Consider the following 26,413-nt stretch of genomic DNA (forward strand, 5'->3'; position numbering starts at 1 on the left):
TTGCGTCTGCAAAAGTACATATAATCTTTCTATTACTGACTATGAAATGTAAATTTCTAAAATTGAAGCTTTTCCATTGATACTGAATGAATTCATACTCGCTGGAATCAAAACTGTATCTCCTTTATTATAATCTACTTTAACGTCATCATAAGTTAATTCGAACGAACCTTCAACACACATGTAGACTGTAAATGACTGCTTTGATTTAACAATTGCAACCTGTCCATCTAGCGGAATAAAATTTGTTGTAAAATACGGACATGAAACCAACTCGTTAGGAGCATTTGTCTCTTTCGAGTATTCTATTTTAGTATCTAAACTATTGTAGTTTATAGCTTCTAGCGCTAAATCAACATGCAATTCTCTCTTTATTCCAGCGCTATCTATTCGATCAAAATCATACAATCGATAGGTAACATCTGATGTTTGTTGGATTTCAGCGACTACTAGTCCAGCTCCTATTGAATGAACTGTGCCACTTTCAATAAAAAAAGCATCACCTGATTTAACTTCTACTTCATTTAAAGTCGAAAGTAAGGTATTGTTTTTTACGTGTTCTAAATATAAGTCAGAATTTGAATGCTCTTTGAAACCAGCTATTATATGGGAATTTAAATCCGCTTGTATTATGTACCACATTTCAGTCTTGCCAAAAGAGCCGTGACGTGTCTTAGCTAAAGAATCATTTGGATGAACTTGAATTGATAAATCTTCTTTAGCGTCCAAGTATTTAAATAACAACGGAAATTCTTTTCCAAACCGCTGATAAACTTCTGTACCTAGAATGTCTGTGGGATACTCATTAATTAAATCCATTAACGATTTCCCTTTCCACTTACCATTAGCAACAATACTAACATCTCCTTTCACAGTCGATAGTTCCCAGCTCTCGCCATTTGCATCAGCAGTAATAGATTTGTTTAAAACCGTATTTAGTTTATTTCCACCCCAGATTCTGCCTTTAAGGATAGGCGTAAATTGTAAAGGATAAAATTTCATTTGATTTATTTCTAATGTGATTTCGAAAAACAATTTTTAATATAAATCGTTTTCCCGAAATCTAATATTACAATTGTTACAGCGAGCTAATTAAGAAAAAGTGACGCTGCAACAATGTTAATTTACTTCACTAATTTCTTAATAGCGTCAAGCGCTTTTGGAATGTGCTTTCCAGCTAACATGCTGTCAAAAACCATTTGAACTACGCCATTTTTATCAATTACATAAGTAACTCGACCTGGAAGCAATCCAAACATTCCTGTAGGTACTCCAAACAACTTTCTGATTTTCTTATCGGAATCAGACAAAAGTATAAAGGGTAATTTATATTGACTGCTAAACTTGTCGTGTGAAGCAACACTGTCACTACTAATACCAATAACCTCAGCACCTAAATCTTTAAAATCTTCATATTGATCTCTAAAACTGCAAGCTTGTGTAGTACATCCTGGTGTGTTATCTTTTGGATAAAAATAAATAACTAAAGGCTTTTGCCCTACAAAACTTTGACTTTTAAACTCAACACCATTTGCGTCTTTTGCTGTAAAATTTGGAATTTTATCGCCTACTTTTAGTTCCATTGTTCTCCTTTATAGGTTACAAAATTTCGAGGTGTTTCATAAAGAACAACTTCTAATTCAAATTCTGGCTTGATTCTTTTTCTAATTTTATCCCAAATGACAACAACAATATTTTCAGCAGTTGGATTCAAATCTTTAAATTCTGGAACGTCTAAATTCAAATTTTTATGATCAAATTGATTTTCAACATCTTCCTTTATAATATCACTTAAGAACTTTACATCCATAACGTATCCTGTCTCAGGATCAATTGGTCCTGTTACACTTACAATTAATTCGTAATTATGACCATGGAAATTTGGATTATTACATTTGCCAAAAATCGCATCGTTTTGCTCAAAAGTCCAGTCTTTTCTATGTAATCTATGTGCTGCATTAAAATGCGCTTTTCTTGATATAGTAACTTTCATAAATAGAATAAATTATTATAATTAAATCTCTTCCTCAGCTGATAAAGGACTTTTATGTTCTTCTAAAAAATGATAAAATTCGTCAAAAATAATTTTGAACCAAACCGTATAAAGAGTAGGTTGAACTTCCATATCTTTTTTTACATCTTCAATTTTCATCCATTTCCAACTTTCAACTTCCTCAGGATTAATCTCTGGTTCGTCATTGTAATATCCAATCATTACGTGATCTAGCTCGTGCTCTGTCAAACCGTTATCGAAAGGAGCTTTATAAATGAAATGAAACAGTTCTTTTAAATCTGCTTTAAAACCCATTTCTTCATATAATCTGCGACTTCCAGCCTGAATATTTGTCTCTCCGTCACGCTGATGGCTGCAACATGTATTAGTCCACAATAAAGGGGAATGATACTTTTGATGCGCACGTTGCTGCAACATGATCTCGTTTTTACTATTTAATATAAACACAGAAAAGGCACGATGTAAAACTGCTTTTTCATGTGCCTCAAGCTTAGGCATTAATCCTATTTGCTCGTCTTTCTCATTCACTAAGATTACGTTTTCTTCTGTCATATTAATGTTTTTCAGGTCAAAAATACAAAAAAGAAAACTATGGTCAGAGCGTTTAACATTCTGTTTCAGTTTGTTGATGTATTTTGATATGTTTTTTTGATTATTAACTCTGTTAAAGACGTAAAAGAGCAATTCTAATTGATAAAATAGCTTTAAAATATAAGATTGTCGACTATTATTTATCTCTACTTCTTAAAATGAAGCATAAAATAAAAAGTCGCAAATAACACTATTACTGTTTATAAATACATCTGTTAACTAAGACTCTCACTATCTGTATTAAGTGAATTCAATTTTGGAAATTTACTTTTTGAATCCATAATTAAACTTCAAGGCCGTCATAGCAACTTAAAACTATAAGACTTACGAAACCATAACTAGTCATTTCTCGTAAATGTTAGTAGTTAAACCTAGCCTAAATCATTATTAAAATAATTGACGATTCAGATGCAAATTAATTGTAACCCTTACATTTGTGTAACAATTAATAATTTTGACGAAAAAAAGAAAGGTTTAACAAAAATAACATAACAGAAGTAGGCTATTTATAAAATTGCTTACGCTTTAAAAAAAATATAATCATGAACAAAGCAACACATTTTTTAAGCATCTTATTTTTGCTACCCTTATTTATGTTCACCGCTTGCGGCCAAACGGCAAAGAAGCAAAACAATCCTAAAAACAAAATCACAATGGAAAATACAATTGAAAAACCAGGAAATCCTTATTACTCTAATACTGATACTACCAAATTAAAGGTTAGCGACGCAGAGTGGAAAAAAGTATTACCTGAAGATGTTTATGCGGTAACAAGAGAAGCAGATACAGAAAGACCTTTTACAGGTAAATACTGGGACTCTGATGACAAAGGAACTTATTACTGTGCAGCATGTGGAAACAAATTATTTCGCTCTGGCGCAAAGTTTTCTAGCACTTGCGGCTGGCCAAGCTTCTTTGAACAAGACAGTAAAACTAGTGTCGTTTACAAAACTGATAACTCGTTAGGGATGGAGAGAATCGAAGCCTTATGCGGGAGATGTGATGGACATTTAGGCCATTTATTTGACGATGGACCAGAACCAACTGGAAAAAGATATTGTATGAATTCAATCGCACTTGATTTTGTGCCTGATACTAAATAATCATGAAAAAAATACTTTTAGTCTGCTTACTTGCTACAATAAGTACGTTTGCACAAAGCAATAAAGCAGTAAAAAAAACGAAGCAATCAAATATTGAATCTATTACTTTAGCAGGTGGTTGCTACTGGTGCGTTGAAGCAATTTACGAAAATTTAGATGGAGTAAAATCAGTAGTTTCTGGATACGCAGGTGGTAAAATCGCTAATCCTAATTATGAACAAGTTAGCACAGGGACGACAGGTCACGCTGAAGTAGTTCAAATTACGTACGACAAAAACGTTACCAATCTCGACGAAATATTCAATGTGTTTTTTACAGTTCACGATCCTACGACATTAAATCGTCAAGGTGGTGATGTAGGTACTCAATACCGTTCGGCAATTTTTTATAAAAATGAGGCACAAAAAGCAGCTGCTCAATCTATTATTAATGAGTTGAAAAAAGCTAAAATTTACAATAGTGCAATTGTAACAACTTTAGAACCTTTAAAAAAATTTTATAAAGCTGAGGATTATCAACAAAACTATTACGCCAATAATAAAAATCAGCAATACTGTAAGTTAGTTATTCAGCCTAAAATTGAAAAATTTGAAAAACTTTTTAAAGACCGATTGAAGAACAAAAAATAATTAAGATATGAAAAACGCCTTTTTAGTAACAAGGCGTTTTTTGTTTATAAGCGTATTTTGAAAATTGCAGAATGTCTAATTTTAGAAATCTAGTTCTTTAAGGCTTCAGCAATCATGATAGCACATTTCTCACCATCAATTGCTGCAGAAATTATTCCGCCGGCATAACCCGCTCCTTCACCACAAGGATAAAGTCCTTTTATTTGTAGATGCTCATAAGTTAGTATTTCTCTAGGAATTCTAACAGGAGATGATGTTCTCGATTCTGGTGCGTGAATCACTGCTTCATTGGTTAAATAACCACGCATGGATTTTCCAAATTCGGTAAAACCTTCTCTTAATATTTGAGACAGAAAACCAGGGAAAACTTGTCCCATTTCCACGGAAGTAGTTCCAGGAACATAAGAAGTTTTTGGAATTTCTGATGAAACTCTATTTTGAGTAAAGTCAATCATTTTTTGTGCTGGGACTTTTTGAGTTTCACCAGCTAAATGCCAAGCTTTCTGCTCAATACTTTTCTGAAATTCCATTCCTGCTAAGGCTCCAAATTTTGCAAAAGGTTTAAAATCTTCTAGTTTTAATTCTATTACAATTCCAGAATTAGCTGTCGCTTGATCTCTTTTAGAGGGTGACCATCCATTTGTCACTACTTCGCCAGGACTAGTCGCACATGGCGCTATAACGCCTCCTGGACACATACAGAAAGAATACATTCCGCGTCCATTAACTTGTTTTACAATAGAATATGGAGCTGGCGGTAAATGTTCACCGCGATAGTCGCAACTGTATTGTATACTATCAATTAAAGATTGTGGATGTTCAGCTCGTACTCCTAAAGCAAAGGGCTTGGCTTCAATAAACACTTTCTTTCGATCAAGTAATTCGTAAATATCTCGCGCTGAATGACCTGTTGCTAGTATTATTTTATTAGCAAGTATCGTATCACCTTTTTGAGTTACAATTCCTTGTACTTCGTTATTTTTTATTAATATATCTGTTAATCTTGTTTCGAATAAAACTTGCCCACCAAATTCAATTATTTTTTCGCGAATATCTTGAATAATTTGAGGTAATTTATTTGTTCCAATATGCGGATGAGCATCCACTAATATATCTGGAGTGGCTCCAAAAGCTACAAAAAGTTCTAAAATGCGAGTTACATCACCTCTTTTTTTCGATCGCGTGTACAATTTTCCGTCAGAGTAGGTTCCTGCTCCACCTTCACCAAAACAATAATTAGAATCCTCATCAACGATATGATCAACATTAATTGCTTTTAAATCGCGACGACGACCGCGAACGTCCTTTCCGCGCTCAATTACGATAGGTTTCAAACCTAGTTCTACTAATTGCAATGCTGCAAAAAGACCAGCTGGCCCCGCTCCTACTACTATAACTTCTTGAGCATCAGAAACATTTTTATAATCTGGAAGTTGGAATTTAGTTTGCTCAAATTTTTCACCTTTTAGAAATATTAAAACTTTTAAATTGATTCTGACGGTTTTCTGACGCGCATCTATAGAGCGCTTCAATATCGAAATATGCTGAATTTCATTTACTGAAACTTTCATTTGTTTCGCTAAATAATCTTTTAGCAACAATTCGTTTGCTGCTATTTCGGGAGTAACTTGTAAAAGTAGTTCTTGAGGCATTTGCTTAATTATTCAATTGTAGGTCGTTGATTCTTTTAAAAACATGAAACAATCCTTGTGCAAAAGTAACATTTTGTACTGACATCTTCTTATTCCAGTTAGAATCGATTTTCAAAGCTTTATATTAGTATGTAATCAATTTAGACTTTGTAACTTTGCATCTTCTAAAAACTAAAAATTGAATCGATTAATCTCCAATAAAAATGTCTAGAAAAATAAAATTAATATGGGATTTCCGCGGTCCTGCATCTGGTAAAACGGCTGAGCACCACGAAATTCATCTAAAAGAATATATTGCAATAGAGAAATTACCAATTAACATTACCGGTTTTGAAATTCAAGGCGAAATGCAAGCAATTGCTTTTATGGTAGTAGCAGATGAAAACATGATCGCTGTTCGCGACGCTCTGAAACCGCATCGTGGAGAAATATACGAGGGATAGATTGAAAAGAAAAATTCCAAATTTCGACTATACGATTAGCTGAAATTTGGAATTTTTAATTGCTTATTTATTTTTAATTGGCTACTTCACTAATGAACTTGATTCTCATTAAGCGCAACTCATCTAAGTCGTAATCACCATCAAATTCCTTTAATGCTGATTCAATATTATCGGATTCTGATTCCATATAGTAATCGTGAATTTCTTCCTGCTGATCATCATCTAACATATCATCAATCCAATACTTAATATTTAGCTTTGTCCCAGAATAAACAATTTGCTCCATTTCTTTGATCAAAGCATCCATGTTTATTCCTTTTGCCGAAGCAATATCATTAAGTGGTAATTTTCGATCTATATTTTGAATAATATATAGTTTATTTACTGAATTTACTCCCGTAGATTTCACGACTAAATCTTCTGGACGTTCGATATCATTTTCATCAACGTATCTACTAATTAACTCTAAGAATTCTTTACCATATTTTTTTGCTTTACCTTCTCCAACACCGTGAATATTTATCATTTCTTCTTGAGAAACTGGATATTTTAATGCCATATCCTCTAAAGAAGGATCTTGGAAAACTACAAAAGGAGGAACTCCTACTTTTTTTGCTACTTTTTTACGTAAATCACGCAACATACCCATCAAAACCTCATCAGCAACAGCTGTTGATTTTGAAGCCGTTACAATCGCTTCATCAACAGTTTCATTATACTCATGATCTTCTGACATCATAAAAGATTTTGGATTTTTAATAAAATCGAGACCTTTATCAGTGATTTTTACAATTCCGTACGTTTCAATATCTTTAGATAAATACCCAGCGACTAAAACTTGTCGCAATAATGCCATCCAATATTTTTCATCGAATTTAATTCCGCATCCAAAAAAAGATTGAACATCCGTTCTATGTGCTTTTATCACAGCATTTACGCGACCTATTAAGGTAAAAACAACTTCTTTAGATTTGTACAGATGTTTTGTGTCACGAACCACTTCAAGTAATTTTACGACTTGATCCTTCGCTTCTATTTTTGTTTTTGGATTTCGAATATTATCATCCATATCAGCACCTTCACCAGTCACATCATCAAATTCTTCTCCGAAATAATGGAGTAAAAATTTTCTACGTGACATCGAAGTTTCGGCGTAAGCCACGACTTCTTGCAGTAAAGCGAAACCAATTTCTTGTTCAGCTACTGGTTTGCCAGACATGAACTTTTCTAACTTTTCAACATCTTTGTACGAGTAATACGCTAAACAATGTCCTTCGCCACCATCTCTACCCGCACGTCCAGTTTCTTGATAATAACTTTCTAATGATTTAGGAATATCGTGGTGAATAACAAATCGCACATCTGGTTTGTCAATTCCCATTCCAAAAGCGATTGTCGCAACTACTACATCAACATCTTCCATCAGAAACATATCTTGATGCCTTGCCCGTGTTTTCGCATCTAGTCCAGCATGATATGGCACAGCACTTATTCCATTAACTTGCAAAACTTCAGCAATAGCCTCCACTTTTTTACGGCTCAAGCAATAAATAATACCTGATTTCCCTTTATGCTGCTTTATAAATCGAATAATATCCGATTCAATATTTTTAGTTTTTGTACGTACTTCGTAATATAAATTAGGTCTATTGAACGATGCTTTGAAAGTGGTAGCATCAGTCATATCTAGATTTTTCAAGATATCTTCTTGAACCTTTGGAGTAGCAGTAGCGGTTAAGCCAATGATAGGAACATCTCCTAACTGCTTTATAATATGTTTAAGATTTCTATATTCTGGTCTAAAATCATGTCCCCATTCTGAAATACAGTGCGCTTCATCAATCGCCACAAACGAAATGGTAACATTTTTAAGAAAGTTAACATATTCCTCTTTTGTCAAAGACTCAGGTGCAACATAAAGCAATTTTGTCAATCCAGAAGTAATGTCTTTCTTGACTTGTGCGATTTCAGTTTTAGTAAGTGAGGAGTTTAAAACGTGCGCAATACCATTTTCTGAAGACAAGCTTCTAATAGCGTCCACTTGATTTTTCATCAAGGCAATTAAAGGAGAAACTACGATGGCAGTTCCTTCTTGCACCAAAGCGGGTAATTGATAACAAAGAGACTTTCCTCCCCCTGTAGGCATAATCACAAATGTATTTTGTTGATTCAGGATGCTTTTTATGACTTGTTCCTGTAATCCTTTGAATTGGCCGAAGCCAAAATACTTCTTTAATTCTTTATGTATGTCAATTTCGTTTGGATTCATTCTTGATTATGTAGTATTTTGTATAAATTTGCGACACCTAAAGGTACAAATTTCTTTTACACATACAAATTTTAATTATTCAGTTTTGATTATTAAAGAAAACATATTGGCAAGCGCCAAAAAAACAATCCTTTCAGAAAGTGAATCCATTGCTAAACTCGCTGATTTTCTGGATGCAAACTTTACCGAAGCAGTTCAAAAGATCTATAATTCAAAGGGAAGACTAGTAGTTACGGGAATAGGAAAAAGCGCCATAATTGCTCAAAAAATGGTAGCATCATTCAACTCGACTGGAACACCATCGCTCTTTTTACATGCCTCTGAAGCTATTCATGGCGACTTAGGGATGATTCAAACGGATGATGTAATTATCTGCATTTCAAAAAGCGGAAACAGTCCTGAAATCAAAGTTTTAGTTCCTTTACTGAAAAGATTTGGAAACAGCTTGATTGCAATAACGGGAAACATGACTTCGTTTTTAGCTAAAGGATCTGACATTGTTCTAAATACAACTGTGGAATCAGAATCTTGTCCCAATAATCTTGCTCCTACAAATAGTACCACAGCACAATTAGTTATGGGTGATGCGTTGGTTGTGTGCTTAATGGAAATGCGCGATTTTAAACCAGAAGATTTTGCAGTTTATCATCCCGGTGGCGCATTAGGGAAAAGATTATTGTTAAGAGTAAAAGACATGCTAGAAAATAGTCTTAAACCTATAGTATCGCCAGAAGCATCTATCAAACAAGTAATTTTTGAAATTTCAGAAAAACGACTTGGTGTTACAGCCGTAGTTGAAAACGATAAAGTGATAGGAATTATTACCGACGGTGATATTAGAAGAATGCTTAATGACAGAGATACGTTCACTGATTTGACAGCAAAAGATATTATGACAAAAAATCCAAAAATGACTTCGTCAGAGGCAATGGTGGTTGAAGCATTGAATATCATGGAAGACTTCTCAATTACTCAGTTAGTTGTTGTTGATAATGGCGATTACAAAGGCGTGCTGCATTTACATGACATTTTAAAAGAAGGAATCGTATAATGGCAAAAAAAAACTTGAACGAAATGTCGTTCTTAGATCATCTTGAAGAATTAAGATGGTTGCTCGTTAGAAGCACAATAGCAATATTAATTTTAGCTACAGTTGCATTTTTTATAAGTGATTATATTTTTGATGTAATCATATTTGGTCCTACAGATCCTAATTTCATAACGTATCGCTTTTTTTGTGATTTGTCAAATCAGTTAGGTTTTTCAGATATTATTTGTGTCACCGAAATGCCTTTTATAATCCAGAACACCAATATGGAAGGCCAGATCAATGTTTTGATTTGGACGTGTGTAACAACTGGTTTTATTCTGGGATTTCCTTTTATACTTTGGGAAGTTTGGAAATTTATTAGCCCAGCGCTTTATTCGACAGAGAAAAAACATGCACAAATTTTTATTTTTTCGTCTTCCTTATTATTCTTCATAGGAGTGTTGTTTGGTTACTATTTAATTGTGCCTATGTCCGTTAACTTTTTTGCTACATTTACTATTAGTAACGTGGTAATAAATCAGTTTAGCGTTGACTCCTATATTGGTATGGTAAAAACTAGTGTTATTGCCTGTGGATTGTTTTTTGAGTTACCAATAATCATATATTTCTTGACCAAATTAGGGTTAGTAACTCCTGAATTTTTAAGAAAATATTGGAAATATGCAGTAATCGTTATTCTTGTTGTTGCTGCTATAGTAACTCCTCCAGATGTTGTGAGCCAAGTAATTGTAACAATACCGATGCTTATTATTTACGAAGCAAGCATCTTAATTTCAAAATTAGTAGTAAAAAATCAAAAGAAAGTAAATGGATAATATTATAGAAGAATTCAATGAATACCGTTCAAGAATGAACGAAAAATTATTAGCTGACAACAATAAAATTGTAAAGCGAATTTTCAATTTGGATACCAATGCTTATGCCGCTGGTGCATTAGATGTTAAGACTAAAGAGTTACTAGGATTAGTTGCATCTGCTGTTTTACGTTGCGATGATTGCGTAAAGTATCACTTAGAAACGAGTCATAAAGAAGGAGTTACTAAAGAGGAAATGATGGAAGCTATGGGAATTGCTACACTTGTGGGCGGAACTATAGTTGTACCTCATTTACGTAGAGCTTATGAATTTTGGGAAGCTCTCGAAAAAAATAAATAGAGAATTAGTCTAGCAGATAATTCTAAAATTGAAGTTAAAAACTAAATGTAAAGAAACCAAATTCGTTTCTTTACATTCAGTGAACGATTAAACCTAAAAACATGAAATTAAGAGCCGAAAATCTAGTAAAGACCTACAAAGGACGCAGTGTTGTAAAAGGCATATCGGTGGAAGTGAATCAAGGAGAAATCGTTGGACTTTTAGGTCCAAATGGTGCTGGAAAAACAACTTCTTTTTATATGATTGTTGGTTTAGTAAAACCAAATTCTGGTAACATATTCTTAGATGATTTGGATATCACAGATTATCCAATGTATAAAAGAGCCCAACAAGGAATAGGATATTTAGCTCAAGAAGCTTCTGTTTTTAGAAAATTAAGTATTGAGGACAACATTTTAAGTGTGTTACAACTTACCAAACTTTCGAAAGCCGAACAAGAAGCAAAGATGGAAAGTCTAATTGCAGAGTTTAGCTTAGAACACATTAGAACCAACCGTGGCGATTTACTTTCTGGGGGAGAACGTCGTCGAACTGAGATAGCACGCTGTCTTGCTACGGATCCTAAATTTATTTTACTTGATGAGCCTTTCGCTGGTGTTGACCCAGTAGCTGTAGAAGATATTCAACGTATTGTTGCTCAATTAAAAAATAAGAATATTGGAATTTTGATTACAGATCACAATGTTCAAGAAACATTAGCGATTACTGACAAAACCTACTTAATGTTTGAAGGAGGAATTTTGAAAGCGGGAATCCCAGAAGAATTAGTTGAGGATGAGATGGTTCGCCGTGTTTATCTTGGACAGAATTTTGAATTGAGAAAGAAAAAACTCGAGTTTTAATTCATAAAGAATTCCATATTACTGTTTTTTCGGTTTTTTCGAAAATTATATAGAATCGTCTAAATTTCGAAAATGAAAAACGAAAACGAACCTTCAGAAGAAACAAAAAGACAGTGGCATCAAGATCCTAATAATTGGTTCTTGGGAATATTCTACTACAATGTCGAAGATAAACGTATTCTTCCCCCGAAAAGGATAGCTTGGATGGGATGGACAGTAAACTTTGCCAATCCGCTTTCAGTAAGCTTATTGCTCATTATTTTATTAATAGCGTTTACCTTTGTTGGATTAAATAATTAAAAAGAATTTTATTCTACAGTGATAAATTGTATTTGCTGCAAATCACCATTGTAAATATTCACATCAACATTTCCTTTGATTCCTGGAATTGAACCTTTCTCTGTAAATTGCCAAAAAAGCCAATCAGAGACTATTTCTTCACGGTAGAAATTATAGTTTGCTATCCAAAAAAGATAGTCACTAAATTCATCTTTTAAAAAGTCATTATAAAAGCGTTCTCCTGTATATATAATTGGTTTTACTCCGTAATGCGCTTCAACCACTTTTAGCCATCTTTTCAATCCTATTTTGAGATTTGCAATTGATTGTTTGTTTGGTAATTGTTCGATATCTAAAACAGGTGGTAGATCGCCTTTTTTAAGTTCGACGGTCGCAATAAATAGTTCTGCTTGTTCGAGAGAATTTTCATTCGGACGATAATAATGATACGCTCCACGAATCATTTTATTTGCTTTGGCGCCAAGCCAGTTCTTTTCAAATTTATAATCTTGGCGATCTTTTCCAACTGTAGCTCGAATAAAAACAAAGTCAATAGGATATTTTTTTTCTATTGTATCCACGTATGTCCAACTTATTTCGCCTTGGTATTCTGAAACGTCAATTCCAATACTCTTTCCTTCATGTTTCTCTAAAACTTGATAGTTACGAACATCAGAAATTCTTTTAGATTCGCTTTTTGCTTTTAAAGCCTTATCTGACTTGAAACCAAGATAATAAGCTAAACCGTTGCGATAATGAAAACCAACACCAGTTATTAAGAGAATTAAAAAAGTAAATATGGCGTACCGCAAAAAATTACCTGAAAAAAATGTTGCTTTTTTTTGGCGCTTGCGCACTACCGCAGTTCTTTTTCTGACAACTCTTTTAGCCATTATACTTTTACTTTTGAAGTACTTTATTGTTTACTACAGAAAGCAAAACGTATAAAAGAATCAATAGAGGGATTCCTAAATACTGAAAGAAAATCAATAGCAGGAAAGACAAAAGTAAAAATATGATTTGCAATGCATTTTCCTTAAAACTAAACTTCTTGATTTTTAATGAAAATAAAGGGATTTCAGCGTTAAGCATATAAGCGCTTAAAAAAGTGATTAGTAATAAAAACCATTGATTAGTCAATAATTCAATTACAACTAACGAATCTGTATTTTGTAAAACAAGAGGTAAGCTTAAAATAAAAAGCGCGTTTGCTGGTGTGGGCAAACCAATAAAAGAATCTGTTTGACGAGTATCAATGTTAAAATTTGCGAGTCGATAACAAGAGCCCATCGTAATTACAAAAGCTAAGTATGGAAAAAATTGTAAATAGCTCTCCACTGAATCTGATGAATTACTGACCATCATTTGAAACATTACTAAACCCGGCACAACTCCACTAGTGACCATATCAGCTAAGGAATCTAATTGCAATCCTAACGGACTTGAAACTTTAAATAATCTCGCAAAAAAGCCATCAAAAAAGTCTAAAAATATTCCTAGACAAACAAAATAAAATGCCATTTCAAATTTTGCATTAAAAGCAAATACTAAAGCAATACAACCCGAAAAAAGATTAAGTAAAGTAATTAGATTAGGGATATGTTTTTTAATATTCATAGTTTGTTGTTTTCATTTTCAATGTCGTCTTTGGAATGCTTAAATAGAAAAGCAAAGATGACAAATTTAATATAATAACTGAATGCGCAGTGCGTTTTGTACTATACATTTTGACTTAAAGATTAGCGCAATATTATTTACCAGTAATAGCCGACGATTAAATCTCCTTTGTAATGATAAGCAGCAATCATAGAACTTAATTTATAAATTGAAAATAAACCTTGATACAAATCATCATTGTAAAACTAATATTTCGCGAAATGGCGAAATATGCTCAATAAATATTATATTTTTGATAAAAATTAAATAGAACATCCATTTGTATAAAATGACGTCACTTCAGAAGTACTTTTTAGTAACTGCTTTTTTTGGGAGTTTTTTGACTTACAGCCAAGTAGTTAGAAAATATTCAAATGAGTTTATGAACATCGGCGTCGATGCTGCAGCATTAGGTATGTCAAACGCTGTAGTAGCCTCGTCTAACGATGTGAATGCAGGCTACTGGAATCCCGCAGGGCTAATCCACTTAGAAGACCACCAGGCTTCTTTCATGCATGCAAGCTATTTTGCTAACATTGCACAATATGATTATTTAGCGTACGCTAGCCCAATAGATGAACGCAGCGCGTGGGGTATTTCATTAATTCGTTTTGGCGTTGACGATATTCTGAACACCACAGAGCTAATAGACAGTCAAGGTAATATCGATTACAATCGTATTAGTCTTTTTTCAACTGCTGATTATGGTTTTACCTTATCTTACGCTCGTAAGCTACCTGTTCCAGGATTTCAATATGGAGTAAACGCTAAAATAATCCGTAGAGTTATTGGGAAATTTGCAAACTCTTGGGGTTTTGGTTTTGATGCTGGAATCCAATTTGAAAAGAATGACTGGCAATTTGGATTGATGCTTCGAGATATCACCACTACTTATAATGTATGGAATATTGACGAAAAAGAATATCAAAAAATTGCAAATGCTATTCCGGGAGAAAATCAAGAATTACCAGAAAGCACAGAGATTACTGCACCGAAAGCACAATTAGGAATTGCTAAAAAATTTATCATCAGATATGATTACAGTATTTTGGCCGCAGCGAATATGAATATGCGATTTTCTAAAACAAATGATTTGATTGCAACAGATTTTGTAAGTATAGATCCAGCTTTAGGATTCGAATTTGGATATACAAACTTAGTTTTCGTTCGTGCTGGAGTTGGAAATTTTCAAAACATCCAACAATTAGATAATACAGAAAGAGTAGGTTTCCAACCCAATATCGGCTTAGGATTCAAATATAAAGGAATACAAATCGATTATGCTTTGACTGATTTAGGAAATCAAAGTGCAGCGCTGTATTCAAATATTTTCTCGATAAAAGTTGACTTGGGTCTTTTTCGAAATTAAAAATGGCTAATTAAAATTCTGATCTGCAGATTCCATTAACTCAAATATTTCTCTTTCATTAATTACGTCCATTAGGATTATTAATAAATTTTATGTCTCTAAATTTCTCTTCACTCAAAAAAAATATCTTAATAATAGCAGTTATGCTATTTTCGTGCTCAAGTTTTGGGCAAAATATAGAACTTTCAAAAGATTCTCATGTTAGCGTAATTACATGCGGATTGGGTAACGAATCCTACTCCCTTTTTGGACACACTGCCTTACGAGTTCAAGATAGCATAAATGGAATTGATGTCGTTTATAATTATGGCGCTTTTGATTTCAACACACCTAATTTTGTAATGAAATTTATAAAAGGTGACTTACAATACTTTGCAGTTACAAACTCATACAAAGATTTTATTAACCAATACCAATATGAAAAAAGATCAGTGTACGAGCAGGATCTTAATATTCCATTAGAACTTAAGCAACAACTTTTTGAAAATTTACAAACTTCTCTATCATCAGGAGAAAGCTACTACACCTATAAATTTATTGATAAAAATTGCACGTCGATGGTAGTTGACATTATCAATAAAACATTAAAAACGAATGCTATTATAAAAGGAGAAAATACTGAAATCACTTATCGAACGATTCTTTATCCCTATTTCGATGGACATTTTTACGAAAAACTAGGAACTAGCATTATTTTTGGAAAGAAGGTAGATCAGTTGGGGACACAAATATTCTTGCCCTTTGAATTACAAAAAAGTTTAGAAAAGGTCTCCTTTCAAAATGTACCATTAGCTCCGCAAAATAAAACGGTTCTTGAGTACAGCAATACTCATTCATTCTCTTGGTGGAATAATCCTTACAGTTATTTGATCTTCCTTCTGTTTTTTATTTTTGTGAGAAAGAAAAGTATCAGCTTATTTTATCTAAGTATGATTGGGGTTATTGGTTTGTTCTTTGCTTTCGTTGGATTTTATTCAAATCATTTAGAATTAGGATATAACTACAACATTTTACTTTTCAATCCTTCTCTTTTACTTTTTCTATACTTCTATTGGATTAAAAATAAAAAAGCAATCTATAGGCTCGCAGGTTTTAATATTTTCTGCCTGGTGGTCTATATATTTGTCTTAATAGGGAAAGCACATTTTATTATAGTTTTACCATTAGTGATTGCTAGCGGGATACTTTTAGTGAGAATAGCAATTCAGAATAAAAAACGCATTCCTAGTGTAATTTAACATAGATGTAAAGATCATCTGTTAATTATTGACCTCTGTAAAACAACACAGTTGTGATCGTTTTAAACGCAATATTTAAATCTAAGTAAATACTTCGGTGCTTGATGTAATACAAGTCGTATTGTAATTTTATCAAACTATCGTCAACCGTTTCGCCATACGAATAATTGACTTGTGCCCAACCCGTAAGACCTGGCTTGATGATATGTCTAGTTTCGTAAAACGGCATTATTTCAGCTAATTCTTTAACAAAAAATGGTCGTTCTGGTCTTGGACCTATAACAGCCATGTCTCCTTTCAAGATATTTATAAACTGCGGAAATTCATCAATTCGTGTTTTTCGAAGGAATTTACCAAATGCTGTCACTCGGCAATCATTTGTAGTTGCAAAAACAGCACCCTCATTTTCAGCATTTTTCACCATGGTGCGAAATTTCGAAATTTCGAAAACTACTCCGTCCTGCCCTACTCTTTGCTGAGAATAAAATAGTTTTCCTCTATTTCCAATTGCGTTTCCTATAACAATCAATGGAAGTAGTAAAAAACCAATTACTAAACCGATTAAAGAAACCACAACTTCAAAAACTCGAGCAATTAAAAGATATAGTTTATTTTGATTACTGCGGCTAAAAGGGAAAAAGCGATAAAAATCTCTAGACATATATTGTACCGGAATACGCTGTGTTTTGCTTTCATAAACTTGATTGTATTCCCTTATAATTGTTCGAGATTGCAGTAAGTGTAATAATTGTTGGTATAGTTCAGCAGTAATTCCCACTGTTTTTTGAGAGGCGATGACGATTTCTGAAACTCCGTTATCTTTTACATAATTAGACAAATCTTCTGTTTTTATACTACTTATAAAATTATATTTTTCAAAATCTTGTTTGCTAACGTCTGTATTGACAAAACCAACTATTTTATAATGTGGATCAATATTTTCTAAACCAGCAATCAGTTTTCGCAATTCTTTTTGATCACATATTAATATAGCATTTTGATAAAAACGTGTGGATGCTAAAAATCTAACATAAAACATTCGCCAAATAAATATTGTAAAAAACATCACTCCAAAAAACAAAAGAATTTGTAATCGACTGGAAGGTAACTGTGGTGAAAAAAAAGGCGTTAATAAGTAAACTAAAACCGTAGTAGAAACCGTAATAATAGTACTTTTTAAAATCTGAAATTGATTACTAGCAACCTGCAGATTATACATTTCGAATATTGTTCCAAACACATTAATATAAACTGCCAAAACGATAGTCCAATAAAAATTAGAAGTGGAAATAACAAAATAATCGAACTCAAATACTCGACCAGTAATGTAAAGAGCTATTAAAACAAAGAGAACGTCAAAAAGACGAAGACCCATCTTTCGTTCCGATATTTCAAAATGCATTTTATCAAATGAAGGCATGAAGTAATAAATGTTTTGTGCGCAATTTATGGTTTTTTAATTGGAGAAATTGTAACAATTTCGAAGTCTATCAATAAAATAAATCCCAACAACTAAATTAGTAAGAAAATTAATTAAATTAGATTATTTATTGAACTTTCGATCCCTAATAAAAATCATTTTATTACTCAGTTTTCGTCGGAAATCGCAAATGAACATTTAGCAGAGATAATGCATAAACAAAAGCGGGCGCTGCCATTCGCATTGCAGCGTGATTCATAGTTAAAAACCAAAACAGCGTAAAGCATATCAAAAATAAAGTAAATTTATTTTCAAAATACAATATCAAAGGCATAATGAACAAAATTGACAAACCTATGATACCTAAAGTACCATGTTCTGCTAGCATTCGAGTCAATTCATTATGTGAAGCGACTTTTATTCCGATTTCCTCTTCTCTGGCCTCTCTACCTTTACCCACTCCTACTCCAAAAATAGGATTTTCTAAAAACATACTGATTTCATTCTCAGCAACTTGCTCTCTACCTGTGAACTGACTCTTTTTAACTCTACCGGCAGCATCTTGGTTAGAGTATCTTTTATCGATCAATCCTCCAGTCTGAAAAGAGGTGTACGTCCACGTTGCTAACATAGAAAGTGCTAACAATAGGATAATATAATTCATTTTAATTTTTCCGACGTGATTAGATTTAAAATATAGATAACCTACTAATACAACAATCATAGCGAAACCCGTGATTACTCCTCCACGAGAAAAAGTTAACATTCCTCGATAAGTGATAGTCAGAGCTAGAATTAGATTGACTACAATTTGAAAATTTGTTTTAGATTCCAACATTAATCTAGAAAAAAAGATAAACGCTCCAAGACCCAAAATAGTGGCCACTTGATTAGGACCAAATCCACCCGAAGTTTGAAAATTAGATTCAGTGCTAGTAATAACATCTTGAAGCATTGGCGTATAGAGCGTCAAATATACTACACAAGTAATAATTGGTAACCCCATGCTAAGTAAAATCTTGTTCATTTCGTCTAGTGTAATCCTTCTCCTACAAGTATATAGAGAAGTTAATGCTAAACAAACTGGACCAGAAATATTAAACGCAATTGCTTTTCTTATGTTCGTATCAAAATTTAGTGAAGTCGTTGAAATAATAATGCTAGGAACTAATAATAATAAAAAGAACCAATAAGGTACTGATCCTTTGGAAAAACCGCTAAAAAACATTCCAATAACAATAAATGTCATGACCCCATACTTGGAAATTTCATATAATGGATTTCCTCCAGTCATCCTCAAGAAAACTTCACTTCCTACTACATAAGCTGCTGCAATCAGAGCTTCATTATTTTTGTTTTGACTTTTTACAATGTAGTAGATTCCAAATATAAATATGGAGTACCCGTAAATCTTTGTGGTAAAGGGCAACAGATAACCTAAAGTTCCTATTATCGCGTGAAAAAGAATTAAATAAAAATAAATTTGATCTTCTTTTTTCATTTTAACTTTTTTGCAACCAATTTAAATATTTTTTCATAACACTTTCAGCAGTATAAGTCGACTGAATTGTCCTAAATAATGCTTCACCAAAAGTAGTTCTTAAGTTTTCGTTTTCGACTAAAGCGAGTAGCGATTGAAAAAATAGTTCGGGTTCATTTGACACTACACTAAATCCATTTTTTCCATTTTCAACGATCATTGGAATTTCTCCTACCTGCGTTACCACTACAGCTTTTTTATACAAGCCATATTCCAACAGTGAAACAGGTAAACCTTCCGATTGAGAAGTTAAAATTGCAATTGTTGCCTGCTGAAGAATGTTTTCTATATTTTGTTTGGATCCATAAACAAAAACATTATCTTCTAAATCATATTGCTTTATCAATTTCTTGATTTGAAAAGCATAACCGTCTTCAAAATCTTTTCCAACTAAATGAAAACTCCAATCTGGATTTGATTTCTTTAATTTTTTAGCGACTTCTAAAAGTAAAAAATGGTTCTTTTGCACTCTTAAATTTGCCAAACATACTATTCGCTTTTTATCTAATCCCTTTAAATTGGAAAGATTACTATCTTCTATTTCTTGTACTGGAAAATTTGGCAAATAAATAACATTTCCTGCATTTAGTTTTTTTTCAGACCAAACTTTAAGTTTTTGATTTACAGCAATAGTACCATTAAAAAAAGAAGCAGTAATTTTTAAGACAAATGCAGGTCTCGTTGCTAAAAACTCATTATTACCGTAATGATCATGTCTGAAAATTGTAATAGAGGGACAAATCAATTTCAATAAAAATGCCAATAAAAAAGAGGTACTATGCGCATGAATATGGGTTACTTTATTTTTCAAAACAAAAGAACGCAATCTAAATAGAGCTCTTAAATCAAGCTTACCTTTTTTATTCAAAAATAAATACGAAACATTAGGATTTACTTGCTGTAATAAAGCACCTTCTTTTCGAGTGGCTACCAATCCAGAAAATTCTATTTCACCAGACAAAATATTCGCATAATTAACTGCCATACGCTCTGCGCCGCCTGCTTCTAAAGAATCAATTAACTGAACTATTCTCATGACAAAATCATTTTTTTTATTTCAGTTTCAAAAAGATCAACAGTATATTTTTTTGACCAAGCAGCAGCCATTCTAGCTTTTGTAACAAAGTCTGATTCATTGTTTAATAAAACTTTTAATTGCGAAACATCTTGATCTATATTCATTTGCAACAACACTCCTCTATTTCCAAAATCTACCATAAAAGGAACGCAGGAAACGGGAGTAGCAATAGGAACACAACCCCAAAACATCCCTTCAGCTATTGCTTTTGGCCAACCTTCACTTTTAGAAGGTAAAATAACAAAATGACTTTCTTGATAGGCTTTTTTTAGAATATCTTTTGATTGATTTCCTTTTAGATTAACAGCTTCCGCTAAGTTAAAATCCAAAATATATTTTTCTAAACTCGCTCTTTCAACTCCTTCACCGTATACGTCCAAATATACTGAATAACCACTTTTAACCAACTCATGTACTAGTTGAATTGCATACATTGGATTTTTCCCTTTTACCAATGTCCCTACAAAAATAAAATGAATGTTTTGACTTAATGATTTTTCTTGAAAATCCTTCTTTTCCGATTCTAGATAAGTTGCCGTGAAAAAAGGTTTGATATTCTTAGACTGATTTTTCCATTCTCCATAAACTAAGACTTGCATATTTCTGGTTAAAAAAGTATTGCTTAAAATCCATTTTTGCAAACGGTAACTCCATGGTTGTTTCGATTTCGGATCCCAATTCCCTGCATATTTTGCTGTTTTCTTTTTGTTAGGAAATACTATCTGAACAAAACACCCTAATAATCCAATATTACCTGGGCAACGCAGATGAATGTGGTCCGCTCGTTGCATGGCTTTGAAAATTTTGCAACTAATTCTAGGGAGTTTTATTAAAGCTCGAAATACAGCTCGTAAACTTAATACATCGAAAATTTCAATCGCTAAGAATTTAACTTTCGGATCTCTGTAAGTACTATCAACTGCTGTTTTGTTAGCAGTTTTTAATGGCGCAATGATGATCACTTCACTGACTTGTTTTGCCCAAATATTCATTTCGTCAATATAAGGTGCGTACGCAAAATACGATCGTTCTTCTAGAATATGTGGAACGTGAGTTACAATTAGGAATTTCATAATAAGACTTCTGAAAATTTATTGCAGTACGTACTAATGCCGAATTTCTCTAAAAAAGTTTGTCTCGCATCCAAGGACATTTGTTTCTGAGAATCAAAACTATTTTCCACTCTACTAAACAAACTTACCATTGAATCAATATTAGGATCGAATTTAAAACACTCTTTTCCATCAGTTAGATAATCTGCTAAACCAACCATATTAGATATTAATAATGGGGTTTGATTCATCAGTGATTCTACACCAACTACATTAAAAGCATCAAACTTAGATGGAATTATTGTAAAATGACTTTTGTTTAAATAATCATCAATTCTATCATATGAAAGTCCTCCAAAATAAGCAATTGAACTATTTTTTTTACTCAATTCTTTAATATCATTTTGTTGTGCGCCTGTACCGGCAATTTTTAAAATAATTTTAGAATGTTTAAATTCCTTTTTATAAGACAAGTAAGCTTTGATTAAATTTACTACTCCCTTAGAATTATCTAATCTACCTAAATAACTTATTATAATAAAATCGTTTTCAATATCTTTTTTATTTTCAAATCTATCTATCATTGGATTTAAAAGTACAATTGCTTTATCTACATTGTGAAATAATTTCAAATCTTTTTTAGCTAGTTCTGATGGGCAAACAATTATATCACAGAAGAATTTGTAAAATATTTTTTTTCTAATAAATTTAACTTTTTGCTTTAATGATGTTTTTTTTTCGTCCAATAAAAGCTGTTTAGATAAAGTATGGTAATACGCATAAGTGTCTACTCTTCCAAAAGAAAGTAATTTTGACATCGAGACACTAATATTGCTACCTACAAAATGCCCAACTACAATATCTGGTTTATATTGAAAATACAACTTACTGAACCAAAAAAAATCTTTTAAAGTAGTAGGTCTTTTTACTGTCGGCCAAGAGTAAATAATGATGCTACCTTCAGTTTTTTTTATTGTAAGTTTTTTTGAAAAATACGGTTTATGAGAAATAAAAATAACTTTATGTCCTAAATCAGCCAGATGATGCGCCAAACTATAACTCATACAAGAAAATGATATTTCGCTAAAATTGTGACTGATAAGTATTGTTTTCATTATTATTTTTTTATTCTATGGCGAAACATTATATCCTAAATAAATTTGACTTTAGCACTTTAATTGTATTTATAAAGTTTGTGATTTTTATTACTAATTATGAGATATGCCATCCCTATACTGACAAAAGTAATCGCATTAATGCAAATTTTTTGTAAACCATGCGTCATTATTATTTATTAAATCAAAAGGAAAATTTTTATTGATTTAAATAAATTTCATTTTTCTCTCGGCTTATCAAAAAGTAAACTCCACAATCCAACGGTTCTTCCTAGTGCTTCTGTAAAAGCTTGTTTTCTTTTAGAGGTGGTTACCATATTCGAAAATCTTATCAAAGTTAATAGTATCGTAATTGAATACCATTTGAATTGATCTTTACCAACAGGTTTTGGATTTTTTACCTTCCAAACATACCAACCGTTGCGTACTACCATTCTCCCATATTGGTACTGATTGGGCCTGCCTGACGGGTGGTGGAAATGGGCTAATTGTAATTTGGTATTTATTACATTCTTGCCATACTTTAGAGCTCTTAAACTGAAGTCAGCATCTTCATACAAGCCATATCCCTCAAAATAAGTGGAGAATTTGATAGAATCTAAAACTATTTTCCGGAATGCAAATGACATTCCTATAAGCAAATCAACCTGATAAGTATTTCCATTAAGTGGGAAACCACATGTTTTACCATGAGAGTAAGTAGGCATAATTCCAGGTCCTTGCTTCGAGTTTAACCCCAGGTAGTTGCGCATAATATTCCGTTGTCCCTCCTTATATATGTAATCTTCAAACTTGAAATACTTGTATTTATTATAACTTTTAGCAGTGTCAAATAAGGACCAAGCATTTTCATTGTATGCCACTCCTCCCACTCCAGAAACTTCTTTATCAGAATTAAATGTTTTTAATAGCTCTTCGAAATAATTTAAAGTTAAAACAGTGTCGTCATCTAAAAAAGCAAGCATTTCACTCTTTTGATCTATCTTCGAAACACCAAAGTTTCTTTGTTTAGTTAGTCCACGGAAATCTTCTGCAACAAGGAAATATTTTAAATTTTTGAAATTATTCTCTTCAAGAATAGCCTTTGTTACATCGTCAGTAGAGCCATCGATAATTAAAATTTCGTTCGGATAAATAGTTTGCTCCTTAACCGATTGTAATAATTTAAGCAATGGTTTTGGACGCATATAAGTGCATATGATTAGAGAAAATTTCATGAATTAATTTATTCTTTTTCCTAAAGCCAAAAGATTTTTGGCATAAAACAGCGATTTTTTAAATTGAATATTTTTATATGGAATACGTATTAATCGGTATAAAAAAGAAGTTTTTTTTCCTTTAAAAAGATATAAAAAAAAATGCTTTTTCTTATATTCAATAACTTGTTGCGGAGTAAAATGTTTTACAATTCCATATAGTACCGTAGGGCTTGGAACAGGCTTAATTGTTTTTACAGGAACTTCTAATTCCCATGCTTGAGCCTTTCTCTTCTTACCAGTAACTTTAGCTTCAAGCCCCCAAAATCGATAACCTCCAACGGGTGGTTTGAGATGTAAATTTACCGAAAATGGATTATGTAAAACTGTAACACCTATTTTTGATAATGACATTCCAAAATCGCTATCCTCTCCATAACCGCCATCAAAATTAACATCGTTTCCATGTAATTGCGACACAAATTCTTTTTTTACGCAGGAATTAGCATTACTAAACATTTGCGCACTACCAGCAATCCATCTTTTATTGCCTAGTATCTTTAATTTATTTTTTAAATCTTGTAAATCTTGATTTTGATGATCTGCTCTTATATCCAATCCATTACATGCTCCTGAATTATTGGTTTGTAGAAAACGAATATGATTTTCTATAAAATCAGATGGAATTCGAATATCATCATCTCCAAAAACAATATAATCACCATTACACAAGTCAATAGCTTCATTTCTTGCTCGACAACTACCTTTAGATTCTTGCCACTTTACAATTAACTCAAATGGATATTCTTTTTCTTGATATAGACTTTCATTCCGATCAATTACTGGAGTAGCATCAACTACAACTACTTGAGTAACTCGATAACTTTGATTCGCCAAATCTTTCAACAATTGTAAAGTATAATCTTGACGAAACATTGTTGGTATTATATAACTTACTGATGGCTTATCAACAATAGGTTTTAATTCTTTAGGCTTTACTATTGGCTTAAGTAAGATTTTATTAAACCTGTTTTTTGCGTAAAAAAAAGCACTCCATTCGGTAAATTTCCAGAAACCTTGTCTGTAAATCATATACAAAGAATGCTCAAGCTTAAAATTTTTGATAAAAAAAGTATATCGATCTCGCACCGATATGTTTATTTTTTCTTTTTCATTACTAACAAATAAACCTTTTGCATACAATGAAACAGCACCCGAGTTTCTAATCGCATTATATCCAAAATCTAATGCCTGTATTTGCGGATTCTTATAATCATTATCAAACCCATTTAGTGTTTCCCAAACCGATTTTCGAACAGCAAAATGATTGGGATTAATTCTCCAGCTTATACATTCGTCCAAATTGTCAAAATCATTAATATACCAAAAAAAAACTGCTGTTTGATACACTAATTCAGGAAATGCATTTTTATAACCCTGTTCAAAAGAACTATGCCAAATATCTCCAGATCCATTTGAAAGCTGTTCTAATTTCTGTAAATCAGGATTACCATTATATAAAATAACTTCACCTGAATTACTCTTATATTCTTTTAGAATCATCTTTTTAATAATTGTTTATAAAATACCAAACTTTGTTTTGCAACAACCGAAATACTAAATTTCTCAATCACTTTTTCTCTAGCAGCAACTCCAAATTTATGACGTAGTGACGGATTACAAAGTAATGTATTAATTTTTGAAGCATATTCTACATGATTTTTAGGATTTACTAAAAAACCGTTAACATCATCGTCAATTACCGCTGTTGCCCAACCAATATTTGAGGCTACAACAGCTTTTTGCATTGCCATGGCCTCTATCCACGAAACAGGTAATGCTTCCGCAAAAGAAGGAAAAACACAGACTGTAGATTCATTAATATACTGTTGAATTTCTTGATAGGAAACACTTCCTAAATAATGAACATTAAGCAATGCTTTATGTGAAAATAGTGTTTGCATCATTTCCCAGGTTGAAGCCGAACCAGAAACAATATCTGGGACATCTTTACCTATTAATGTTAATTTTGCTTTTGGGTTTAAAAGTATAATTTCATTAAAAATAAAGGGCAATTCTAAAAGTCCTTTCTTGCGAATTAAACTACCAAAATATAAAATTTCGCTTGCTTCTGAATTGGAATCTAAAGGAGTATTTACAGCAAATAAATTACTATCAATACCATTGGGTATAACAGTAAATTGTTTCTGTAGAACAAAAATTTCATTAGTTTTATCGGCCGTAAACTGACTTACAGAAAGTAAAGCATCTGCTTTTTGTAGCGCTCTTTTTTCATGAAACTTATTTTTCCATTTCACAGGACGTTTATCCAAATTACAAAAATAAGAATCTGATCCGTGTAATTTTATAACAATTGGACATTCTTTTGGTTGAATAAAAGAGGTAATTCCTGTCCAATCTGGAGCTTCAACCAAATCTATTGTTTTGTCTTCATAAAGTTGATTTATTATTTTCTGTAATTTTATTCGAGTAAAAAACCATGACAAACCTTTAACTTTTATATTGCGAATTTGTTGTATAATTATTCCGTCATCTTCAAAAACAGCATCTTCTTTTTGACCATATATCAAAATACGAACTTGACATCCTTCTAACAAAAGTCCTTGAGCTAGGTTTTTTATACTGGTACTAATTCCGCCAGAATTTCCGGTCTTTGGATGTGGGTATTCTGGTGTTAGAAAAGCTATTTTCATTTTGTTT

26 protein-coding genes are annotated in these 26,413 nt (G+C 32.4%); 10 read left to right on the plus strand and 16 right to left on the minus strand.

Going from position 1 to position 26,413, the window contains the following annotated elements; genetic code table 11:
* Positions 1 to 39: 39 nt before the first annotated feature.
* The 4 genes from RCH19_RS00275 to idi all read right to left on the minus strand — a co-directional run bounded on the left by RCH19_RS00275 (position 40) and on the right by idi (position 2,566).
* Positions 40 to 1,002 carry a type I phosphomannose isomerase catalytic subunit gene (locus tag RCH19_RS00275; protein ID WP_343021550.1) on the minus strand — a complete coding sequence of 321 codons (963 nt, stop codon included), beginning with the start codon at positions 1,000 to 1,002 and terminating at the stop codon, positions 40 to 42.
* Positions 1,003 to 1,124: 122 nt separating this feature from the next.
* Positions 1,125 to 1,583 carry a peroxiredoxin gene (locus tag RCH19_RS00280; RefSeq protein WP_343021551.1) on the minus strand — a complete coding sequence of 153 codons (459 nt, stop codon included), beginning with the start codon at positions 1,581 to 1,583 and terminating at the stop codon, positions 1,125 to 1,127.
* Entirely contained in the window at positions 1,574 to 1,993 is a 420-nt protein-coding gene (locus RCH19_RS00285) for a 6-carboxytetrahydropterin synthase (protein WP_343021552.1), read from the minus strand. The genes RCH19_RS00280 and RCH19_RS00285 overlap by 10 nt, the downstream gene beginning before the upstream one ends.
* 21 nt (positions 1,994 to 2,014) lie before the next feature.
* Positions 2,015 to 2,566 carry an isopentenyl-diphosphate Delta-isomerase gene (gene idi / locus RCH19_RS00290; protein ID WP_343021553.1) on the minus strand — a complete coding sequence of 184 codons (552 nt, stop codon included), beginning with the start codon at positions 2,564 to 2,566 and terminating at the stop codon, positions 2,015 to 2,017.
* Positions 2,567 to 3,147: 581 nt separating this feature from the next.
* On the opposite strand from idi, the gene msrB reads away from it, so the two are divergent.
* Positions 3,148 to 3,708 (plus strand): peptide-methionine (R)-S-oxide reductase MsrB, encoded by a 561-nt coding sequence (msrB, locus tag RCH19_RS00295; protein ID WP_343021554.1) that lies wholly within the window; start codon positions 3,148 to 3,150, stop codon positions 3,706 to 3,708.
* Between the two features lie 2 nt (positions 3,709 to 3,710).
* Positions 3,711 to 4,337 carry a peptide-methionine (S)-S-oxide reductase MsrA gene (gene msrA, locus RCH19_RS00300; protein WP_343021555.1) on the plus strand — a complete coding sequence of 209 codons (627 nt, stop codon included), beginning with the start codon at positions 3,711 to 3,713 and terminating at the stop codon, positions 4,335 to 4,337.
* Between the two features lie 89 nt (positions 4,338 to 4,426).
* Here the strand turns inward: msrA and RCH19_RS00305 are convergent, their stop codons facing one another.
* Positions 4,427 to 5,989: an FAD-dependent protein gene (locus RCH19_RS00305; protein WP_343021556.1), complete on the minus strand. Its 1,563-nt coding sequence runs from the start codon at positions 5,987 to 5,989 to the stop codon at positions 4,427 to 4,429.
* A gap of 203 nt (positions 5,990 to 6,192) precedes the next feature.
* Here RCH19_RS00305 and RCH19_RS00310 point away from each other — a divergent pair, with 203 nt between their 5' ends.
* Positions 6,193 to 6,432 (plus strand): hypothetical protein, encoded by a 240-nt coding sequence (locus RCH19_RS00310; RefSeq protein WP_343021557.1) that lies wholly within the window; start codon positions 6,193 to 6,195, stop codon positions 6,430 to 6,432.
* A 73-nt stretch (positions 6,433 to 6,505) separates the two neighbouring features.
* Here RCH19_RS00310 and recQ read toward each other — a convergent pair whose 3' ends face one another.
* Positions 6,506 to 8,701: a DNA helicase RecQ gene (recQ, locus tag RCH19_RS00315; protein ID WP_343021558.1), complete on the minus strand. Its 2,196-nt coding sequence runs from the start codon at positions 8,699 to 8,701 to the stop codon at positions 6,506 to 6,508.
* An 85-nt stretch (positions 8,702 to 8,786) separates the two neighbouring features.
* On the opposite strand from recQ, the gene RCH19_RS00320 reads away from it, so the two are divergent.
* The 5 genes from RCH19_RS00320 (at position 8,787) to RCH19_RS00340 (ending at position 12,049) form a co-directional block, all read left to right on the plus strand.
* Positions 8,787 to 9,752 (plus strand): KpsF/GutQ family sugar-phosphate isomerase, encoded by a 966-nt coding sequence (locus RCH19_RS00320; protein ID WP_343021559.1) that lies wholly within the window; start codon positions 8,787 to 8,789, stop codon positions 9,750 to 9,752.
* A complete protein-coding gene (gene tatC / locus RCH19_RS00325) occupies positions 9,752 to 10,567 on the plus strand; it encodes a twin-arginine translocase subunit TatC (protein ID WP_121924174.1) in 816 nt (271 codons plus the stop codon). The genes RCH19_RS00320 and tatC overlap by 1 nt, the downstream gene beginning before the upstream one ends.
* Positions 10,560 to 10,907: a carboxymuconolactone decarboxylase family protein gene (locus RCH19_RS00330; protein ID WP_343021560.1), complete on the plus strand. Its 348-nt coding sequence runs from the start codon at positions 10,560 to 10,562 to the stop codon at positions 10,905 to 10,907. Before tatC ends, RCH19_RS00330 begins: the two co-directional genes overlap by 8 nt.
* 101 nt (positions 10,908 to 11,008) lie before the next feature.
* The gene (lptB, locus tag RCH19_RS00335) at positions 11,009 to 11,749 is read left to right on the plus strand and encodes an LPS export ABC transporter ATP-binding protein (RefSeq protein WP_121924172.1); all 741 of its coding nucleotides are present in this window, start codon (positions 11,009 to 11,011) and stop codon (positions 11,747 to 11,749) included.
* Positions 11,750 to 11,821: 72 nt separating this feature from the next.
* Positions 11,822 to 12,049 carry a DUF5808 domain-containing protein gene (locus tag RCH19_RS00340; RefSeq protein WP_121924171.1) on the plus strand — a complete coding sequence of 76 codons (228 nt, stop codon included), beginning with the start codon at positions 11,822 to 11,824 and terminating at the stop codon, positions 12,047 to 12,049.
* An 8-nt stretch (positions 12,050 to 12,057) separates the two neighbouring features.
* Here the strand turns inward: RCH19_RS00340 and RCH19_RS00345 are convergent, their stop codons facing one another.
* Both RCH19_RS00345 and RCH19_RS00350 read right to left on the minus strand, forming a co-directional pair.
* Positions 12,058 to 12,921 (minus strand): glycoside hydrolase family 25 protein, encoded by an 864-nt coding sequence (locus RCH19_RS00345; protein ID WP_343021561.1) that lies wholly within the window; start codon positions 12,919 to 12,921, stop codon positions 12,058 to 12,060.
* Between the two features lie 7 nt (positions 12,922 to 12,928).
* A complete protein-coding gene (locus RCH19_RS00350; protein WP_343021562.1) occupies positions 12,929 to 13,645 on the minus strand; it encodes a CDP-alcohol phosphatidyltransferase family protein in 717 nt (238 codons plus the stop codon).
* Positions 13,646 to 14,066: 421 nt separating this feature from the next.
* On the opposite strand from RCH19_RS00350, the gene RCH19_RS00355 reads away from it, so the two are divergent.
* Positions 14,067 to 15,053 carry a PorV/PorQ family protein gene (locus RCH19_RS00355; RefSeq protein ID WP_343021699.1) on the plus strand — a complete coding sequence of 329 codons (987 nt, stop codon included), beginning with the start codon at positions 14,067 to 14,069 and terminating at the stop codon, positions 15,051 to 15,053.
* Between the two features lie 143 nt (positions 15,054 to 15,196).
* Positions 15,197 to 16,291 carry a DUF4105 domain-containing protein gene (locus tag RCH19_RS00360; protein ID WP_343021563.1) on the plus strand — a complete coding sequence of 365 codons (1,095 nt, stop codon included), beginning with the start codon at positions 15,197 to 15,199 and terminating at the stop codon, positions 16,289 to 16,291.
* Between the two features lie 25 nt (positions 16,292 to 16,316).
* Here RCH19_RS00360 and RCH19_RS00365 read toward each other — a convergent pair whose 3' ends face one another.
* From RCH19_RS00365 to RCH19_RS00400, 8 genes are all read right to left on the minus strand, one after another.
* Positions 16,317 to 17,711, minus strand: coding sequence for an exopolysaccharide biosynthesis polyprenyl glycosylphosphotransferase (locus tag RCH19_RS00365; RefSeq protein ID WP_343021564.1), 1,395 nt, complete (start codon positions 17,709 to 17,711; stop codon positions 16,317 to 16,319).
* 163 nt (positions 17,712 to 17,874) lie between these two features.
* Complete coding sequence (locus RCH19_RS00370; RefSeq protein ID WP_343021565.1) at positions 17,875 to 19,212, minus strand: O-antigen ligase family protein; 1,338 nt, start codon at positions 19,210 to 19,212, stop codon at positions 17,875 to 17,877.
* Between the two features lies 1 nt (position 19,213).
* On the minus strand, positions 19,214 to 20,287 hold the full coding sequence (locus RCH19_RS00375; RefSeq protein ID WP_343021566.1) for a glycosyltransferase: 1,074 nt from the start codon (positions 20,285 to 20,287) through the stop codon (positions 19,214 to 19,216).
* Positions 20,284 to 21,402, minus strand: a complete 1,119-nt coding sequence (locus RCH19_RS00380; RefSeq protein WP_343021567.1) for a glycosyltransferase — start codon at positions 21,400 to 21,402, stop codon at positions 20,284 to 20,286. The genes RCH19_RS00375 and RCH19_RS00380 overlap by 4 nt, the downstream gene beginning before the upstream one ends.
* The gene (locus tag RCH19_RS00385) at positions 21,399 to 22,496 is read right to left on the minus strand and encodes a glycosyltransferase family 4 protein (protein WP_343021568.1); all 1,098 of its coding nucleotides are present in this window, start codon (positions 22,494 to 22,496) and stop codon (positions 21,399 to 21,401) included. Before RCH19_RS00385 ends, RCH19_RS00380 begins: the two co-directional genes overlap by 4 nt.
* A 218-nt stretch (positions 22,497 to 22,714) precedes the next feature.
* Complete coding sequence (locus RCH19_RS00390; protein WP_343021569.1) at positions 22,715 to 23,713, minus strand: glycosyltransferase family A protein; 999 nt, start codon at positions 23,711 to 23,713, stop codon at positions 22,715 to 22,717.
* Between the two features lie 3 nt (positions 23,714 to 23,716).
* On the minus strand, positions 23,717 to 25,255 hold the full coding sequence (locus RCH19_RS00395) for a glycosyltransferase family 2 protein (protein ID WP_343021570.1): 1,539 nt from the start codon (positions 25,253 to 25,255) through the stop codon (positions 23,717 to 23,719).
* Entirely contained in the window at positions 25,252 to 26,406 is a 1,155-nt protein-coding gene (locus tag RCH19_RS00400) for a glycosyltransferase family 4 protein (RefSeq protein WP_343021571.1), read from the minus strand. The genes RCH19_RS00395 and RCH19_RS00400 overlap by 4 nt, the downstream gene beginning before the upstream one ends.
* Between the last annotated feature and the right edge of the window lie 7 nt (positions 26,407 to 26,413).

Origin of the sequence: Flavobacterium sp. PL12 (assembly GCF_039123485.1) — a bacterium.
In the GTDB taxonomy this organism is placed as follows: domain Bacteria; phylum Bacteroidota; class Bacteroidia; order Flavobacteriales; family Flavobacteriaceae; genus Flavobacterium; species Flavobacterium weaverense.